Below are 19,756 nucleotides of genomic sequence, written 5' to 3' on the forward strand. Positions count from 1 at the left end.
CCTTCCCCTTATGTTAAATTTTACATTTACTTAAATAAAGAGTCAATTAACTATAAAAAATAGTTGTAATTATATGGTCTTTGTTATATATTATATATAACAAATAGAAAAGGGGGTAATTAAGTGTTAAGTATAAAGAATTTTACGAAATGTTATAAAGGGGATAAACCTGCTGTAGAGAATGTAAATATAGAGGTTAAAGAAGGCGATATATTTGGATTTATAGGTCATAATGGAGCGGGGAAAACAACTACAATTAAAGCTGTTGTAGGTATATTAAACTTTGATTGTGGTGAGATATTAATAGATGGTATGTCTATTAAAGATGAACCGATAGAATGTAAAAAACTAATTGCATATATTCCTGATAATCCTGAACTTTATGATTCTTTAACAGGAATTCAGTATCTAAACTTTTATGCAGATATTTATAAAGTACCTAAAGAAGATAGAGAAAAGTTAATAACTCTTTACGGGGACAAGTTTGAAATAACTAAATCATTAGGCGATTTAATATCATCTTACTCTCACGGTATGAAGCAAAAACTTGCAATTATATCTGCTTTAATCCATAATCCTAAGCTTTTAATATTAGATGAACCTTTTGTAGGATTAGACCCAAAGGCTGCGCACACTTTAAAAGAGATAATGAAAGAGATCTGTGAAGGCGGCGGCGCTATATTTTTCTCAACACATGTATTAGAAGTTGCAGAAAAACTTTGTAATAAGGTGGCTATAATAAAATCTGGTAAGATTGTTGCAAATGGAAAAGTAAATGAGGTTATTGGAGATAACTCTCTTGAAGAAATATTTATGGAGCTTATTAAAGATGAGTAATTTAAAGACATTAGTTAAATATGATTTTATAAATTCATATGGATTAAATAAATTAAAAGACAAAGATAATAGACTTAAAAATATAGGGCTTTTAGGAGTTATAATATTTTCTATTTGTGTAATCACATTTAGTATTTATGAATACTTTAACTTAATGGTAGAACCTTTAAAAGCTATGAATATGCTAGAATATATTTTAATTCAAGGGATTGTTTTAATTTTCCTTTTAACATTTGTAACTACAATATACAAAGCGCCAGGGATGATTTTTGGACTTAAAGATTATAATACACTTATTTCTATGCCAGTAAAACCAAGCGAAATACTTATAAGTAAGCTTGTAAATTTAGTTATTCCATCATATTTATTTATGCTTATAGTTTATATTCCTATATTAACTATTTACTTCAAAAACGTAGATTTTAGCATTTTAAATATACTTTTTGCAGTTATTTTATACTTTTTTATACCGATAGTTCCAATTTCAATAGGTAGTTTAATTGCATTTTTAATATCATATTCTATGTCAAAAATGAAAAGCAAAAACATTTTTTCTATAATAATGTTAAGCTTTTTTACCATTGCAATTCTTGTTTTATCTATGCAAATGGAAGGTATAATGAAATACTTAACTATAAACGCTTCAAATATTACAGAAGCATTAGGAAGAGTTTATCCTCCTATAGTTTTCTTTTTAGATGCAGTTGCATTTAAAAGTGTAGGAAGTTTAATTAAATTTGTTTTATTTTCTACTATAATATTTGTTTGCTTTGTATTTATTTTTAGTAAGGTATTTCAAACTATAAGTTCAAGTCTTTTAGAAAATTCTAAAAAAGATGAGTTTAAAATGGTAGAACTTAAAGATTCTAAGGTAAGTATAGCTTTATTTAAAAAAGAGTTATCAGCATACTTATCAAAACCTTTAGTAGTTTTAAATACAGCAATAGGACCTATAATGATGATTATAATGCCAGTTGTAGTCTTGATAGGTGGAAACTCTATGATTGAAAAAATGTTTAAATTAGAGTCTTTAGAAGGGATAATACAGGGAATTGCTATAGCTTCTATATTAATTATGATAGGGCTTAGTAATATATCTGCATCGCTTATATCACTTGAAGGAAACAAGATTTGGATAGTTAGATCTCTTCCTATAAGCGAGATGGAAATATTTAAAGGGAAAATACTTTTATCTTTAGCTACGTCTTTAGTTCCTTTTATTATTTCATTACCTTTTTATATATTAGCTTTTAAGCTTAGTTTAGAAAATATTATTATTATAACTATAGGAGCTTTAGTTATAAGCGTTTATGTGGCTATTTTAGGGCTTTTATTAAATTTAAAGTTTCCTATGATGAATTGGACTTCTGAAACTGTAGTAGTTAAGCAAAGTGCATCCTCATTTCTTTCACTTATACTTGGAGGAGGACCTTTAGCACTTGCAGTATTTCTTTATATAAAATTAAATATAACTAATATGACTTTATATTTAGTTTTTGGTATAGGATTATTTTTAGTTTTAGATATAATTTTATTTATACTATTAAAGAATTATGGAGTAAAAAGACTTAGGGAAATATAAAAATAAAAGGCTGAATTTAGAAATTTCTAAATTCAGCCTTTAATTATTTTTAAGCTTCGTGAACTAATTTTCCGTTTACTATAACTTTTTTAACGTTTATATCTTCATCGAAAATAATTAAATCAGCATCAAAGCCTTCTTTAATCATTCCTTTTCTATCTTCTACTTTGCAGTGTCTAGCTCCGTTGTATGAAGCCATTTTTACTACGTCGTATAAAGGATATTCTGAGTTTGTATAAACATTTTTAACTGCTCTATCTAAAGTTAAAATAGAACCAGCTAAAGTTCCAGATTCAAGTCTTGCAGCTCCGTCTTCTACGAAAACATCTTGACCGCCTAAACCGTATTTTCCGTTTGGCATACCGCAAGCCATCATAGCATCAGTTACTAAAAGAACTTTATCTGTTCCTTTTTGTTTGTATGCAACTCTAAGGCTTGGGAAAGCTATGTGGATACCATCTGAAATAGTTTCAGTAGTTATGTCAGAATCAAATACTGCTCCTACAACTCCAGGTGCTCTGTGAGTAAATGGAGTCATAGCGTTAAATAGATGAGTTGAATGTGAACATCCACATTTAATTCCATCCATAGCTTCTTCGTAAGTAGCTTTAGTATGTCCAATTGAGCATACTATTCCTTTTTTGCTTAAATATTCTATAAGCTCTTTAGCTCCATCTACTTCAGGTGCTACTGTTATTGATGTAACAGCATCATCGCAGTCTCCAACCATCTTTTTATAAGTTTCTATTGAAGGAACTTGTAAAAATCCTGGGTTTTGAGCCCCTATAGCACTAGGACTTATAAATGGCCCTTCTAAGTGTGCGCCAAGTACGTTTGCTCCATCAGTTCCATTTAGTTTAGCAGCTTTTATAGCATGCATTGATTTGTTTATAGCATCTACTGAAACTGTCATAGTAGTTGGTGTAAATGATGTAGTACCAAATTTTACTATAGTTTTTGCAATCTCGTTTATAGCTTCGAAAGTTCCATCCATAGTATCGTGTCCGCCAGCTCCGTGGATATGTACATCTATAAATCCAGGTGAAAGATACATTCCATTTGCATCTATAACTTCTGTTTCGGTATTATCCTTTGGGTTTATTTCTTTGATTTTTCCATCTTTTACTAGAACTGAACCTTTTTCAATTCTGTCTAAAAATATGATGTTACAATTTTTTATTAACATAAAAACACCTCCATATTATGTTCAAAATAATAGACATATGAACTAAATTTTTAATCACTATGTTATAATTATATAATATATAAATAGAAATAAAAACAACTAAGGCGTAGTTTTGGAGAAAAGATATGGAAAGTATTATAGGATTTGTTGAAAAAATCGTATTTAAAAGCGATGATACGGGATACGTTGTAGCAAAGGTTCACCACAATGGAAGTGCTATAACAGCTGTTGGAAATATTCCACTTATAAAAGAAAATCAAAATGTAAAACTTATAGGTGAGTGGATAGTTCACAAACAATTTGGGAAACAATTTAAAATAGTAGAATTTGAAGAGGTTTTACCGACTTCAAAAGATGCTATAGAAAAATATTTAGCATCTGGGATAATATATGGAATTGGTCCTGTAACTGCAAAAAAGATAGTATCTTATTTTGGAGAAGAAACTTTAGATATATTAGAGAATAATATAGAAAGACTTAAAGAAGTCGAAGGGATAGGAGAAAAGAAGTATCAAATTATTCTTGAATCTTATATAGAACAAAGAGAATTAAAAGATATAATAATATTCTTTCAATCGCACGGAATTTCTAATAATCAATGCATAAAAATATATAAAAAGTTTGGGGCGGGGTCTAAAGAAATAGTTAAAAATAACCCTTATATCCTTTGTAAAGAGATATCTGGTATAGGGTTTAAAACAGCAGATAAAATAGCTATGAGCCTTGGTATAGAAAAAGATTCAGAGTTTAGAGTAAAAAGTGGAATAGAGTATGTTATAAATAATTTTTGTGCATCAGGAAATACATATATGCCAAAAGAAAAGCTTATAAAAGATACAGCGGAAACTTTAGTTATATCTAGAGAAATAGTAGAAGAAAATATTTATAATTCAGTTCTTGAAAAAAATATAATAATAGAAAAAATTGATGAAGAGGAAGCAGTTTTTACATTACCTTATTATTATTGCGAATTAGGTATAACTAAAAAAATGATAGAACTTGGAATAGAAAATTTTCAAACTATAAATACAGACGTAGAACATGAAATAAATCTTTTTGAAAATAAAAGTGATATAAAACTTGCACCTTCTCAAAAGGAAGCTATAATAAATGCTTTTACAGAAGGGATTGAGATTATTACAGGAGGACCTGGAACAGGTAAGACTACAATAATCAAAGCGATACTTGAAATATACGAAAAATGCGGGATGAAAGTTTTACTTGGAGCGCCAACTGGAAGGGCTGCAAAAAGAATGACAGAATCTACAGGAAGAGAAGCTAAAACTATTCATAGACTTCTAGAGATGGGAGTTTCAGGAGATGAAGAAGATAAATCTTTCTTTAATAAAGGTGAAGGTGAACCTTTAGAAGCAGATGTTGTTATTATAGACGAAGCATCTATGATAGATATAATGCTTATGAATAGTTTACTTAAAGCAATAAAGCTTGGGACTAGACTAATAATAGTTGGAGACGTAGACCAACTTCCATCAGTTGGCCCTGGAAATGTTTTAAGCGATCTTATAAATAGCGGTCTTATTAAAGTAGTTAGACTAAAAGAGATATTTAGGCAAGGATTTGAGAGTTTAATTACTACTAATGCGCATAGAATAAATAATGGAGAAATGCCTTACTTAAATAAAAAGGGAAATGATTTTTATTTCCAAGAAACCTTAAGTGCAGAGGATACTTTAAGGACTATCGTTGATTTAATAAATACTAGATTACCAAAGTTTAATAAATCTTTAGATAAACTTCGTGATATTCAAGTTTTAACTCCTATGAAAAAAGGAGTTTTAGGGGTATTAAATATGAATGAAAAGATTCAAGAAGTATTAAACCCTAAAGAAAACTACAAAAAAGAAAAGAAAATCAAAGAAGTTGTCTTTAGAGAAGGGGATAAAGTTATGCAAACTAAAAATAACTACTCCCTTAAATGGACTAGAGTTTCTGGTGTTGGAGACGAAGAAGGTGTTGGCGTATTTAACGGAGATATGGGATTTATCCAAAGTATAGACGAGGAATCAAAAGAAGTAGTTGTAATTTTTGATGATGAGAGAAGAGTAAGATATGAGTATGTATATCTTGATGAATTAGAACTTGCCTACTCTATAACTATTCACAAAAGTCAGGGAAGTGAATTTAAAGTTATAATAATTCCAGCCTTTATGGGCTCGCCACTTTTAATGAATAGAAACCTTTTATATACAGGAATAACTAGAGCTAAAACCTTAGTTGTTGTTGTTGGTTCTAAAAAGGCCCTTCAATATATGGTATCAAACACTAGAAGTACCGAAAGGTATTCAGCTTTAGAATATAAAATTAAAGATATTATAAATAATGATATTTTAGGAGAATAGAGGTGCAGTAGGGTTTTGAGTAAAGTAGAGGATAAAATGTTATCTATCATAAATAAAAAGATTAGTAATTGGTTTTTAAAAGATGAGAAAATATTAACTGTATGTGCAAGGCCCCTTCAAAGTAATATTATATTTTATGATTTAATAAATGATATCTTAAAGAAAAATGGGAAAATTCTTTATATATCTGGTAATTCAAACGTAGATTACGAATTAGTAGATTTTTTAGAAGTATCTAATAAAAAGTATTGCTATTCAAGAGAAGGAATAGAAAAATGCAATTTGCAATTTATGAATGCAAAATATATCTACAACATAAACAAAGAATACGATCTTATAATAATAGACGAAGTTTCAACTTACACTAGATTAACAGATGAAGAATATAAAGGAGTATATTTAAAGCTTAGAACGTACTCTAAAAAAATAATATTTTATTCTTTAACTGAAATAAGTAACACTGAAAATTTTGATATAAGAAATATAGAAGGTAAAAAAGTTTTCCTTCAACCTAGAGTTATTCAAACTAGGATAAACTTAAAATCAGATATACCTTATAGTCTTTATGATTATATATTATGGTATAAAGATAACAGAAAAAATATAGCTATCTATGTTCCTTGCAGTGAGGATTTAGAAAATACAGTAGAATACTACGATCAAAAGCTAAATTTAGGTAATGTTAGAGTTATAAAAAATTCTAAAAAAAATAAGCCTATCTATAGAACTCGTGATAAATCAACTATACTTGTAACATCAAAGATAAAAGATATTTTAGATGAAAGAAATATAGATGGAATCGTAGTTTTAAAGGCTGATGATAAGAGAGTAGACTATAAAAAGATATTATTTTTATGTGGGAAGCTTGGAAAATTCCCTAATGGATTTTCAGAGGTCTTATTAGTTTGTAAGGAAGAAAACTACGAAATAGAAAAAGCTTTAGATATAATAAGAGGCTTTAATAAAAAGCTTTGGGACTAAATAAAAAGTAAGCGTCAAAAAATCGACGCATAGCAACTAAAAATATAAAATGATAAAATAAAATCCAAGTAGAGCATTATTGATTTCTACTTGGATTTAAAATTTAATATTATTTGCGTTGGGATGCTTTTAATTCTTGTGGAAGGTCTCTTGACCAAGGCATAGTGCCTAACATCATTTCTTTATTATCTACATCTATTTTAGATAGACTATCAAAACATATTAAACTATATAAACTTAAAAGATCCTCACATTGTATCTAAATTGTAATGAAGTGCTAATACCATTAAGATACTAATAATTATTAGTAGTTCTAAATTTGAGTCTCTCTTTTTCATATGTTTCATATACCCTCATTTCTAATTAAATTAATTTAATATGGTCATAATGTTAACTTACAACTTGTAATAATGGGTATAGTAGTAAAAATAAATTTCTGTAATATTGCCTGGGAAATTGCGAAAAATGTATAAAAATAAGCTTATATGATGAAGAAAATACGAATGTGGAATGCTGTAGTATGGTCTGTAAATCATTGTAAAAAAAGGTTGATATGATATAATTGTAAGTATATTTACAGTATGGATTATAGGAGGAAATATGATAAGGGTTGGGATATGTGATGATGTAGAAGCTGAAAAAAATAGGATTATGGAATTCTGTAATAGATATTTTGAAAAATTATCTATTACCTGTGAATTTATAACATTTTCTTCTGGAGAAGAAGTATTAGAATATAAGGGCGAGTTACTTTATTTGCTTTTTTTAGATATAGAAATGGGCGATGTAGATGGAATACAGGTTATGAAGCAATTAGAGGAAAGAGATAATGTCTGGAGAATTGTATTTGTAACAAGTCATGAAGAGGCTGTATGGGAAACTTTTGGTATAAAGACCTTATCTTTTGAGAGAAAGCCTATTAGCTATGAAAGTGTAGCTAGATACTTAGACATTGCACGAAAAGAATGTAGAGAAAATGTCACAGTGTTATTTAATAAAGATGATGCAAGCTCCTGTGTAAAATTAGATTCTATCTTATACATAGGAGGTGATGCAAATTATATTCGAGTTCATACAAGAGAAAGAAATTTTATTGCTTTAGGAAATTTGAAAAAATGGGAGAATGAATTGAAATATACTTCAATGGTGAGAGTGCACAAGTCATATTTAGTGAATATGTACAACATATCTAAAATAGAACAAGAAATAAAGTTTAGAAATTGTGATTTAAAGATTCCTATTGGAAGAAAATATAAAGCAGAAATGAAGGAAATATATCAAAGCTATCTTATGACAGTATTAAGAGGTAGAACATAATGAAACAATATGCTTGTGTAGTTGTATATACATTATTAGAACAATTGAAATATATATTATGTTACAAAGTTATTTTTAATAGAAGTATACAAATTAGAAAAAAAGTAATGATGGCTGCATTTGTAGGTATAATACTACTACAGGTAGTGGTAATGCATTATGAAGATTCATCTTGGGTTGATATTATTAACCTTTTAGTGGGAATTCTGATACCAGTTATAATAATAGATAAATTTGATTTTAAAAAGTTACTTATATATCCTATAATTTTTTTTGGAACAAGCTTAGTTGATTCTGGAATAGCGATTTTATTTGCATCAATACTTGATTTACCGGAATCTAGGGTAGTTGGTTCATATGATATAGCGATACTATGTATATTAGTGACTATAAGCATTCTTGCACTATATTATAAGCTTGTGGTTAAAGGAAAAGAGAATTATAATTCTCTAATTTATTCTAGAACACAATATATTGTAATCATGTTTGGAATTATAAGTAGTGCCATAATTATAGGCTGCTCTCAGTGGCTTATGAAAGAGGGGGACATTCCTTATAGTGTTAGAATAGTTTGTAGACTTGCGATTTCAGTAGTTAGTATAGTATTAGTAATAATAAGTGTTTGGCAAGGCCGAGTATTGGTAAAAGAGTCGGAATTTAAGCAAAAGCAACTTACCTATGAAAATTATTTAAAGCTGCAAGAAGAGAGAATATATAGATTAAATTCTATGGATGAAAGCATGAGGCGGTTTCGCCATGACTTACATGGGCATATTATAGCTCTGAAATTTTTAGCGGAGAAAACACAGGATAGTAATTTAATTACATACATTAATGATATGGAAGAAAATTCAGAAGAATATCGTGTAAAAAAGTACACTGGGCATAATGCAGTAGATGCTGTGCTAAATGAAAGATTTGAAGTAGCACAATCAAAGGAAATAGATATTCAATGGAAGGGTACTTTAATTCCACAAGGAAATATATCAATATTTGATTTGTGTACAATATTTTCTAACATTCTTACTAATGCAATAGAAGCTTGTGAGAAGGTAGAAGAGAAAAAGATTATAGTAGTTAAAATTTCTACGTATGAAGACAAGCTTTATATACAGATATTAAATACCTGTGCAAATCGAGAAAACCAAAGAGAAATACAGGAATTAGAGACAACAAAAGGAGATAATATAAATCATGGATTAGGCATAAAAAGTGTACGAGAAACTATAAAAAAATATGATGGAAGACTTAAGTTTTCAGTGGAAAATAACTGGTTTGAAACTGAAATTATGTTATAAAAATAGAAAAGTGAGATTGTTAATGTCGTTGATACAATAAAAACGACGTTTATACAATCTCACTTTTTTTTGTTAAAAATAGGTAATACAATAAGATCACAGGGAGGGGATAACATGTACGCAATTGTAAATCTTGGAGCATTATTACAAAAAATATTAGGATATTAAGAAAATAAACTTTCCATAATATTCTTAAAGAAATGGAAGTAAAAAATTAATATTAGGAGGATATTATGGAAAGAAGAGAAAAAATGTTAAAACGACTAAGTAGAAAAGAAAATATTCTAGAATTAATAAATGAATATGGAAAAAATCCAAGCAAAGAAGAGCTTAGAGTGTATGAAAATAAGATTAATGCAGTGTGCTTAAATTTAAGGTATTCACAATCTTGTAAGGATAATAAGATTAGATCATTATATTATGCTATGGTAATTCCATATTTAGATAGAATAAGAGATTGTATTAAAAAAATAGATACAGTACAAATAAATGAAGAACAAGTTTTAAATAGTATAACAAATTATTATGGAATTCAAATAGGAATATTAAGTGATTCGGTGATTCAGTGTAGTATAAGTAAGTTTTTAAAAATGAGTTATAAAGAATTAGATAAGGAAGCAGATGAAGCATTTATTAATGCACTTCGTGAAGATGAAGTAATGCTTAAATCTATTTTTATGAATTTTGGTTATTGGACAATTAGTTTGTTTAGTTTTTTAGAAAATACAACAAAGTATCTAGAAGAAACATTACACAATTTAAATAAGGATAGTAAAGAAATTGCGGATAGGGTATTTAAAAGTATTTTTGCAATAAAGGATATAGCTCTTGAAGTTGGAGATCGTCACAATAACACATTTGTTTTGAAGTTTATAACTACAGAAACTAATTTGTATTATAAGCCAAGAAGTAATGAAATAGAAGATTGTTTAGAAAAGATAGTAAAAACAATTTGGAAATATAACAATAAGATATTAGAAATTAAATTCCCAGAAATGTATGCTACTAAAGAGTATCAATGGGTAAAGTCAAATGATTATATACCTCTTAAAAATGAAGAGGAAGAAAAAAGATATTACTATAGGTTAGGTGAAATATTAGCGTTATATTACATTTTAGATGGAAATGATTTGCACTTTGAAAATGTAATTTCATCAGGAGAACATCCTATTCTTATTGATACAGAAACAATATTTACTAATCGAATGATGTTAAAAAGAAAAGATGAATCTGACTATATAGTAAAAGACGAAAATAGTTATGGAATTGTATCTGTAAAAGATATAGGAATAGTACCTAACTACATTAAAGTTGGTGAAAAATCTATTGATATAAGTTCAATAAATTTTAACTCAAGTAAAGATGATATTGAAAATAATGAAAATTTTAATATAGATAAATCTAAACTGCATGTTGCATGTCAGTTTATTACATGGAAAGAAACAGAAGCAAGTTTATTAGAAGGATTTACAGTAATATATAATGCTTTTGTAGAATTTAAAGAGCCATTATTAAAGGATATAAGTTGTCTGGTAGAGGGAATTACGGTTAGGTATTTAAAGCATCCTACAAATGATTATGCAAAAATAAAACATGCTGTAATGAAACCAATTTGCTATTTTGATTATGCTTATGCATTTGCTGCATCTGCAAGAGTATATGGAGATGGAAAAGTACCAGAAAAAATTGAATTATGTGAACAACGTGACTTACTTGCACTAAATATTCCTAGATTCGAATTGAATGTAAATGAAAAGTATATTTTATGGAATCAAGAAGAAAAAATAGAAGACTATTTTTGTGAAAGTGCATGGAAAGTAGTTTGTGATAAGATAAATTATTTAGGCAAAGAAGATTTGGAGAATCAATCTAAAATAATCGAGATGATGTTTGCTTCAAAGAAGGGGTTAGATTTAAAGGAGCCTAAAGAGTATTTAGCAGATGTTGAAAGAAATGAACAAATGTTAGATGAATATAGGTCAATTATAAAAGAAATAGTGCAACAGATGCAATATAACCCTATTAGTAGAGAGCCATTTTTTATTGGTTATCAATTACTAGGTGAGCAATATCAAGTACTTCCATTTCCAAATAATTATTATAGTGGAATCATTGGTCTTTTAAGTATATTACTTAATGATCCAGATTATAAGGAGATGGATTATGTAAAGAACATTGTAGGTGAATTTGTTAATTTAATTGATAAAAAGATAAAAACAATGGGAAGAGATGTTTTAACTGGTGCTTATGATGGATTGGGAATGTATATAAAGATAATACAACAAGTATATAATTCTAATTTGATGAAGTCTTCTCAATATAAAGAAAGCATGAAAGCAATTTTAGATAAATGTAAGAATGCTGTTTGGAATGATACTAAACACGACATCTTAAATGGAAATGCTGGTCTTTTATTGACATTAGTAGATGCAATAGAAGAAGAAAGAGAAGATGATGTTAAAACATTATTAAGTGAAATAATGAAAACAACTGTAATTGCAATGAAAGAAAAGGTTACAAGATATGAAGGAAAGACTTTTTATGCAGCTGACAATGTCTCAAAACTATTTTTTACAGGATACGGACATGGTTCTGCAGGAATAATTGTAGCTTTATATAAGGCAATGAAAAAAATGGATGATATAGATGAAAGTTTACTTCAATCATTAATTGAAACAGAGAGAAAATTCTATAACCCTAAAGAAGGTATTTGGTATAAAGATAATAAATGTAATTCATCCTCTTGGGGATGGTGTCATGGAATCCCAGGTATATTGTTAAGCAGAATTGAGTTATGGCTAGAAGGATATCGAGACAATAGAATTATTGATGAAATCAATGAGCTTATAGACTTATCTATAGAAAAAGCATTGGGATATAATACCACATATTGTCATGGTGATATTGGAATTTTAACTATTCTTCAATATGCTTATGAAGTTATCGAAGAAGATAAACGATTGGAGTATGTACAATATTATAAAGAAAAATTGATACAAGAAGTATTACTAAGACGAAAAGATAGAATCGTCAGAGGTATGGAAAGCGTAGGGTTGATGGATGGTATTTTAGGAATTGCACATTTTCTAAGGTGTGAAGCAAATGAACAACTGGCAATTGATGTTTTGACGGTAAAAAATATGGAAAAGTTAGGTGAAGAAGTATTATGTTAAAGTTGGAAAAGGTATGTTTTAGATACAAAGAGCATGAAGTCTTACAAGATGTTACATTTTCAATAAAAAAAGGTGAGATTTTAGGATTGATAGGTGATAACGGAGCAGGAAAATCAACTCTCATGAAAGTAATATGTGGTATTCGTAATGCTGAGAGTGGAACTATTAGTATAGAAGGAAATAGGGTTGGAGCTTTGATAGAAGAACCGTCCTTTTATCCTAAAATGAAGGTAAAAGAGAATATGGAGTTTTTTAGAGTATTGTATGGTGCAACAGTTGAAAGCTTAGAAGAGATAATGGAGCTTACAGGTTTAAATAAATTTAAAAATGAAAAATCTAATCGTTTGTCTGTTGGTATGAAGAAACGTTTAGGATTAGGAATTGCATTATTATCATCAGATAAGCTTGTGCTATTAGATGAGCCAACAAGTGGCTTGGATCCATCTGGAATTAGAGATATATTGAATCTAATAAAGAAATTAGCAGATGAAAAAGCTATTTCATTTATAATATCTAGTCATATTTTTCAGGATTTAGAATCAATATGTGATGCTTATTATAAATTAAAGGATAAAGTTCTGTTTGATGTATATAATCGAGAAGATGTATATGGATATTATGTAGAAAAGGATGGAATGGCATCAGAAGAAATAGCAGCCTATATCAAAGAAAAACAATGTCAGTGTAATGTTAAGAATAATACTGTATATGTAAAGTGTGAAGTTCTTTCTCAAGCTTTACAAAAACAATTTCATGAAAAGGGCATTGAAATAAAAAGAAGAAAGTTAGAAGAGGTGTATTATGAGTAATAATTATGTAAAGTCTTTTATAAAAAAAGATTTTAATGTTTCAATACTTGGTTTATTTGTTATATTATCAGCGTTGTCTGGAGGAACGATAATTTTTTCTTTGTTACAAATGGATGGTAATTTTCGTGTAGATAATATTTATGCAATGTATGCGTATTTATCTAGATTATTTGTAATGTTTTTCCCAGTATTAGTATGGGGAAGTGAATTTAGAAATGGAACAATCAATTTAATTAGAATTAGTGGTAAATGTGTTGAGGGAATATATGCATCTAAGTATCTAACATATTTATTTTCTATAGTTATATTAATGATAGTATCATTTGCGGAAGTAGTATGTTATGGAAAAATTACAGATGTTTCAGTAAACAGTATGCAGTTGTTAGGAAATATGAGTATTGCTTATTTTGTATATGGATTGTTCTTTTTTGGACTAGGTAGTGTGATTACAGTTTTATGTAAAGATACAACAAAGTCAATGATTACTTTATTTTTAGTTGAATTCTGTGGATCTTTAGTATGTAGTATCTTAGGTCAAGGAAATGATGGCGTAAGAGCTATTCTTGAATTTTGTCCATTTTCTTATGCAGAAAGTGCATTTAGTTTTGCAAACTTCTCTGTAGGACAAATTGCTAATATTAGTATTATTGCTGTTGTACTTAATATAGTAGCTATAGTGTTACTAAAAAGGAGAGGAGTTGTGTAATGCATCAAAAAAAGATACTATTTTCGCAATATTATGAAAAATTTATTGAAAGAAATACGTATTATAATAAGCTATTAAAAATACAACATAATGAATGCTTTAGTGATGGATGTATTGAAAAGTGCAAGCTAGCTTTAGTTAAAAAGCTAAATGAAATAGGCAAGTATGCACTGACAGATTATTATAATACAGCATGTGAGGAAGATAATGTAACTTCATATGATGAATTTATAAAAGCTTTAAATAAAGAAGAATTTATTGATAAATTTGAAAGTAAATATCCAGTTTTAGTTGAATTATTAAATAAGAAAATGTCATATGAATTAGATGGATTAGAAGTAATTGTTGAAAATATAATAACTTATTTTGATAGCATAAGAGCATCTTTTGGTTTAAATAGTGAGACTAAGATACAAGAAATAGATACGACAATGGGAGATTGTCATAAAGAAAAAGTAGTGGCAAAGTTAGTATTTGATAATAGCTTTTGCTTAATGTATAAAATGAGAGAAACCGTTGGAGAAAAGATAATTTGGGGATTATCTAAGGTATTGGATATTGGTTTTTCTATACCTTCAATGGTTAAGTTTGATAATTTTTATTTACAAGAATTTATAGAAAGTACTCTTTTTGATGATACAAATCAAGTTAAAGAGTACTATAGAAAATTTGGAAGAATGGCAGCTGTTTTTGCTAGTTTAGGAACAACTGATTTACATTCTGAAAATGTAATTGCAACTAAGGAAGGACCTAAATTTATTGATTTAGAAACTATTATAACAATTTCAGAAGAAGAGAAGTGTTTTAATGGATCTGCAATTCGAAATACAATGTTATTTCGAGGCTCTACAGATAAAATAGTATATACAGGTATGGACTTGTCTGCATTTTCAGGGGGCAGGATGCAGGGAGAATATGTTATAACGGACGTTATAAGGGAAGATGATAAATTATTCATTGGAGAAAAAACTATTAAGATGCCCAATAATAATAATGTACCAATATTAAAAAATGGTGGATATATTAACCCTAATGATTATAGACAAGAAGTACTAGAGGGATTTGATGATGGATATAGAGAAATTCTATATAACAAGGATGAGTTTATAAAACTTATTGAAGAAAACTTAGTTGGAACTATAAGAAAAGTAATAAGAAACACAGCTTTTTATTCAACATTTTTACAAACATCTTATATGCCAACATATTTAGAATCATACACAAAGTGGAATAAATTTTTTGATTTATTATCTATTCACAGTAAAATGGATAGCCATATTATTCAGCAGGAAAAAAGTGAGCTACGTGAATTACTAATACCTCTTTTTGAATGCAATTTAAATGAAGATGGGGAAATGAAAGAACATAAGAAACTTTTCATAAAACGCTTACATACCTTAGATTATCGTTTTTTTGAACAAGAAAGAAATGTAATTTTACTATCCTTTGAATTAGATAATATGAAAACTGCTAACAATAAGAGAATTGTAAATTTATCACAAGGTAAAAAAACAAGAATTGATTATGAATGTATGAGATTTATTAATTATACATGTAAGAGAAATGAGTTCTCTTATGTAACAATGGATAAAGCAATTTCAGGAAATTTACTAGAATACACTAATGATATATTCACTTTTGGAGGAGCATTAATTACTCTTGCATTAATTGATCATATAAAACAAGAAGTAGCGTATAAAGAGTTAATTAAAAATACAGTTTCAGGAGACTATCGTATAAATGGTGGTATATCTGGATTAACTGGAAGTGATGCACAAAATTTTTTATTAACAATACTAAGTAAAATTTATAATGATAAAGAATTTCTTGATATAAAAGAAAAGAAAAATAGTAATTTATCAAGAAAGAATAAAGAGTATGATAATGTATATGATTTTTCTGCAATAGGAAGTGCAATATTAGCACGAGTGTTTCAAAATAAATTTCAGAATAAAGAATTATTAGATGATATTACAGCAAATTATATTGGAGAATATAATGCTAATTTTTTAGAAAGAGAAGCTATTACAGGATTATTTCATGGGTATTCAGGTGATATTATTGTATTTTCAATTTTAGGTACTTTACTAAAAAATACAGATGTAAATAAATTACTGGATTTTGCAAAATTAGAAAATCAATATTATGAAAAATCTATTTCTAATTGGAATGATATTAGAGGTGAAGGAATTCACGATATGGTAGCCGTTAGTTATGGAGCACCAGGAATTTTACTTGCTAGGATATGTTTACTGCTATCTCCTCAGGAGAAATTGACTAAACAGCAGCGTCTAGGAATTGAAGTAGATATAAGAAATGCTACAAATAAAATTCTAACAATGAAGCGTACTGATTATTATGATGATACTCTAATTAATGGATTTGCAGGTGGATTATTAGGACTTAAATGTGCCATGGAATTAGAAAAAGAAATGTACACAGAAAAAGAAGCTTTAGCTATAGAAGAGTATATTTTATTAGGAAAAGAATATCTTGAATCTACAACTTGGAGAATACAGGAAGCAAAGCAGGCGTATTTACCAAATTTTATGAATGGAAATATGGGAATAATATTTGTTTTAGTACTAATTGATAATTTTAGTACAATAAAAAACTCTATAGAAGTCTTTATATAAAGTAAAAGGAGATGAGTACGTTGAAGAAGATAAAAATGGTCATGCAAATGAAGCAAACAGAGTGTGGATTGTGTGTTGCTCAGATGATACTTAACTATTATGGAGTAATGGTAAGTTTATCAGAATTGAATCATAAGCTAGAAGTTGGACGTGATGGAATATCATTAAAAAGAATTAAGGTAATGCTTGAAGAGTATGGTATGAGCACCAATCTATATAGAATTACAAAAGAACAAATGAAGGAATTTAATAGTTTAGTTCCATTTATTGCTCTTAGTAAAGATGGCCATTACGTTGTCATAGAGAAAATTTACAAATCAGAGGTAAGAATTGTTGATCCTGCAGTAGGAAAACGAAGTATAAGCTATGATGAGTTTTTTGATAAATTTCTAGATAAGATATTTTATGCAAGACCAAGTGAAGATTTTCAGAAAATCAAAAAGACAAAAAGAAAAAGTATTTTTATTGGCTGCATAAAAGATAATAAAAAATCATTTTCAGCTATGGTTTTAATTACTAGTTTTGTTTATGTGCTAATGTTTGCAGTACCACTTTTGTCTAGAGAAGTTTTAAATATAGTTTTACAAAATCAAAATGGAAGTATGGAACTAGAAAAGTGGATTGGGATTACAGTAGTTACCTTCATAGCTTATTTGGGAATTTTATTTCTTAAATCAGAAGCAGACGTTAAGTTGTCTATAGTACTTGATAAGTATTTATCTACTGCTGTTATTAATAAGTTGTTTAAAAATGACATAAAATTCTTTTTGCAGCGAACTAGTGCAGATTTACAGTATCGTTTTAGCTTACTAAGAGGTGTAAAATCTTTGCTAAATCAGATAATTGTAAGTTTAGTTTTAGATGCAGGTGCATTGGTTGTTATTTTACTATATGTATCAATTGTAGCTCCAGCATATCTTTCCGTTTTATTTGGATGTAGCGCAGTTATTATTGGAATGAAATTTTTACTTCGTGAAAGAATTATTCTATATAAGAATGAAGAGACTACTGCAGATTCTAAATTGCAGGTATTACAAAATGATATATTCAGATCTATTGGAGATATAAAAGTATTAGGATTACAAAGTGAAAAGAAGGAGCAATGGAGCAATACATTTGAAAGATATATTGAAAAGCACGGAAAGTATGAACGCTTAATGGCAAGATATCGAAGTATTTTATCAACAATGAACTTATTTGTTCCAATTTTTACAATTGTACTAGGTGCATGGTTTATAAGTAGAAGTGGTGATATTGGAGAAATTGCAGTTATCATATCTTTACAAACTATATTAGGTCAATATTTATCAAGCTTACTATCAATCTCAGATATTGTTGATAATCTTTATTTAATACGTTCTTATATGACTCGTATTGAAGACATTATGGAGCAAGAGGATGAGAAAAATGGTAAAAGCAAAATTTCTTTTGAGGGAAATATTAAGGTAGAAGATTTATCATACAGATATCCAGGAGATGAAGCTTATGCATTAAAAAATATTAACATTGAAATAAAACAAGGAGAAAAAATCGCATTTACAGGGTGTACAGGCTCAGGAAAATCTACTTTATTAAATATTTTGGTGGGATTATATAAAGATTATAGTGGTGATATTTTCTTAGAGGATGTAAATGTAAATGAAATTGATGAAAATTCTTTTCGTAGCCAAATTAGTGTAGTGCCACAAAATACTTTACTTTTTAATGGTTCTTTAAAAGAAAATTTAGATATTACAGGTAAACATTCTGAAGAGGAAATCTATAAGGCACTTGATACAGTTGCATTAGGTGAATTTGTAAGAAAGCTGCCTATGAAGTTAAATACCATAATTGCTGAAAATGGCTTCAATTTCTCTGGTGGACAAAGACAACGTATAGCATTAGCAAGAGCAATTATTAATTGTGGAAGAGTGATATGTCTAGATGAAGCTACTAGTTCATTAGATAACTTGACGGAAGATCGAATAGTTACATTTTTAAAAGAAAGTAAATCAACTCAGATAATTGTTGCTCATCGTTTATCTACAATTAAAGATGCAGATAGAATATATGTATTAAAAGATGGTGAGATTGTGGAGTTTGGTTCTCATGATGAATTACTTAAATTAGGAAAAGAATATAAAGAGCTTTATAGAAAGGAGGGAGGAATTTATGACGAAGTTTTTGATTGTGTTGGGTAGTCCAAATGCCAATGGATTTGGAGCTGAGATAATTAATAATATTAAAGAGAAATTCAATGAATTTGATAAAGCTTTGGAATTTGATGTTCTTAAGGTTAGTGAGACAGATTATAAATTGTGTAAAGGCTGTGGTCAGTGCTTTATTACAGGGCAATGTGGATTGGTGAAGGAAGATAACTATAATTTCTATGATTCATTGATAAGATACAAAGGAATAATATTTCTTGTTCCATCATATATTCATCAAATGCCAGCAATCCTCAAGAACTGTTTTGATAGAATGGCTTCGAGAATGCATGAATTTCCTTTGTTAGGAAAGAAGACAATAGTAGTTGCATATTCACTTTCAAATGGTGAAGTAGATTTAAAAAATTATGTAACAGGTATTTTAGGATCATTAGGCTGCGAAATTATTCAATCATTTTCTTTTAATAAATGCAGAGATGACTATGATAAGTTAACGGAAGGATTGGTACAAGCTATTGTTAAGATGAAGCAAAAAGTAGAAGAAAGAAAATTCGCAGTAACAAAATCGCAAGAACAATTATTTTTATATATAAAACAAATTGTCCAGATGGAGCTTGATAATAAAGTAAAGTCTTATAAACAAATTAGATGGGGACAATTGCTAGAATATGAATCTTTGGTGGAATATCTAAAGACTGCAAGATTGTAGACAAATTAATTATGT

General features: G+C 28.4%; 13 protein-coding genes. 12 read left to right on the forward strand and 1 reads right to left on the reverse strand.

Annotation, left to right across the window (positions count from 1 at the left end; translation table 11 throughout):
* The first annotated feature begins 123 nt into the window (after window positions 1–123).
* Window positions 124–837 carry an ATP-binding cassette domain-containing protein gene (locus tag INR60_RS15600; RefSeq protein WP_194192424.1) on the forward strand — a complete coding sequence of 238 codons (714 nt, stop codon included), beginning with the start codon at window positions 124–126 and terminating at the stop codon, window positions 835–837.
* On the forward strand, window positions 830–2,419 hold the full coding sequence (locus INR60_RS15605) for a permease-like membrane multi-spanning protein (RefSeq protein WP_194192425.1): 1,590 nt from the start codon (window positions 830–832) through the stop codon (window positions 2,417–2,419). Before INR60_RS15600 ends, INR60_RS15605 begins: the two co-directional genes overlap by 8 nt.
* A 49-nt stretch (window positions 2,420–2,468) precedes the next feature.
* Here the strand turns inward: INR60_RS15605 and nagA are convergent, their stop codons facing one another.
* A complete protein-coding gene (gene nagA / locus INR60_RS15610; RefSeq protein WP_194192426.1) occupies window positions 2,469–3,605 on the reverse strand; it encodes an N-acetylglucosamine-6-phosphate deacetylase in 1,137 nt (378 codons plus the stop codon).
* A gap of 125 nt (window positions 3,606–3,730) precedes the next feature.
* Between nagA and recD2 the strand changes: the two genes are divergently transcribed.
* The 10 genes from recD2 (at window position 3,731) to INR60_RS15660 (ending at window position 19,741) form a co-directional block, all read left to right on the forward strand.
* The gene (gene recD2, locus INR60_RS15615) at window positions 3,731–5,965 is read left to right on the forward strand and encodes an SF1B family DNA helicase RecD2 (RefSeq protein ID WP_194192427.1); all 2,235 of its coding nucleotides are present in this window, start codon (window positions 3,731–3,733) and stop codon (window positions 5,963–5,965) included.
* 15 nt (window positions 5,966–5,980) lie between these two features.
* Entirely contained in the window at window positions 5,981–6,946 is a 966-nt protein-coding gene (locus INR60_RS15620) for a hypothetical protein (RefSeq protein ID WP_194192428.1), read from the forward strand.
* Window positions 6,947–7,546: 600 nt separating this feature from the next.
* Entirely contained in the window at window positions 7,547–8,263 is a 717-nt protein-coding gene (locus INR60_RS15625) for a LytR/AlgR family response regulator transcription factor (protein ID WP_194192429.1), read from the forward strand.
* Window positions 8,263–9,561, forward strand: a complete 1,299-nt coding sequence (locus INR60_RS15630; RefSeq protein WP_194192430.1) for a sensor histidine kinase — start codon at window positions 8,263–8,265, stop codon at window positions 9,559–9,561. Before INR60_RS15625 ends, INR60_RS15630 begins: the two co-directional genes overlap by 1 nt.
* A 233-nt stretch (window positions 9,562–9,794) precedes the next feature.
* On the forward strand, window positions 9,795–12,734 hold the full coding sequence (lanM, locus tag INR60_RS15635; protein ID WP_194192431.1) for a type 2 lanthipeptide synthetase LanM: 2,940 nt from the start codon (window positions 9,795–9,797) through the stop codon (window positions 12,732–12,734).
* Window positions 12,728–13,543, forward strand: coding sequence for an ABC transporter ATP-binding protein (locus INR60_RS15640; protein ID WP_194192432.1), 816 nt, complete (start codon window positions 12,728–12,730; stop codon window positions 13,541–13,543). The genes lanM and INR60_RS15640 overlap by 7 nt, the downstream gene beginning before the upstream one ends.
* Window positions 13,536–14,249: a hypothetical protein gene (locus tag INR60_RS15645; protein ID WP_194192433.1), complete on the forward strand. Its 714-nt coding sequence runs from the start codon at window positions 13,536–13,538 to the stop codon at window positions 14,247–14,249. The genes INR60_RS15640 and INR60_RS15645 overlap by 8 nt, the downstream gene beginning before the upstream one ends.
* Complete coding sequence (locus tag INR60_RS15650) at window positions 14,249–16,885, forward strand: DUF4135 domain-containing protein (protein ID WP_194192434.1); 2,637 nt, start codon at window positions 14,249–14,251, stop codon at window positions 16,883–16,885. Before INR60_RS15645 ends, INR60_RS15650 begins: the two co-directional genes overlap by 1 nt.
* A 20-nt stretch (window positions 16,886–16,905) precedes the next feature.
* A complete protein-coding gene (locus INR60_RS15655) occupies window positions 16,906–19,065 on the forward strand; it encodes a peptidase domain-containing ABC transporter (RefSeq protein ID WP_194192435.1) in 2,160 nt (719 codons plus the stop codon).
* Window positions 19,037–19,741 carry a flavodoxin family protein gene (locus tag INR60_RS15660; protein WP_194192436.1) on the forward strand — a complete coding sequence of 235 codons (705 nt, stop codon included), beginning with the start codon at window positions 19,037–19,039 and terminating at the stop codon, window positions 19,739–19,741. The genes INR60_RS15655 and INR60_RS15660 overlap by 29 nt, the downstream gene beginning before the upstream one ends.
* The last annotated feature ends 15 nt before the right edge of the window (window positions 19,742–19,756 follow it).

Origin of the sequence: Clostridium chrysemydis, assembly GCF_015234215.1 — a bacterium.
Classification (GTDB): Bacteria; Bacillota; Clostridia; order Clostridiales; family Clostridiaceae; genus Clostridium; species Clostridium chrysemydis.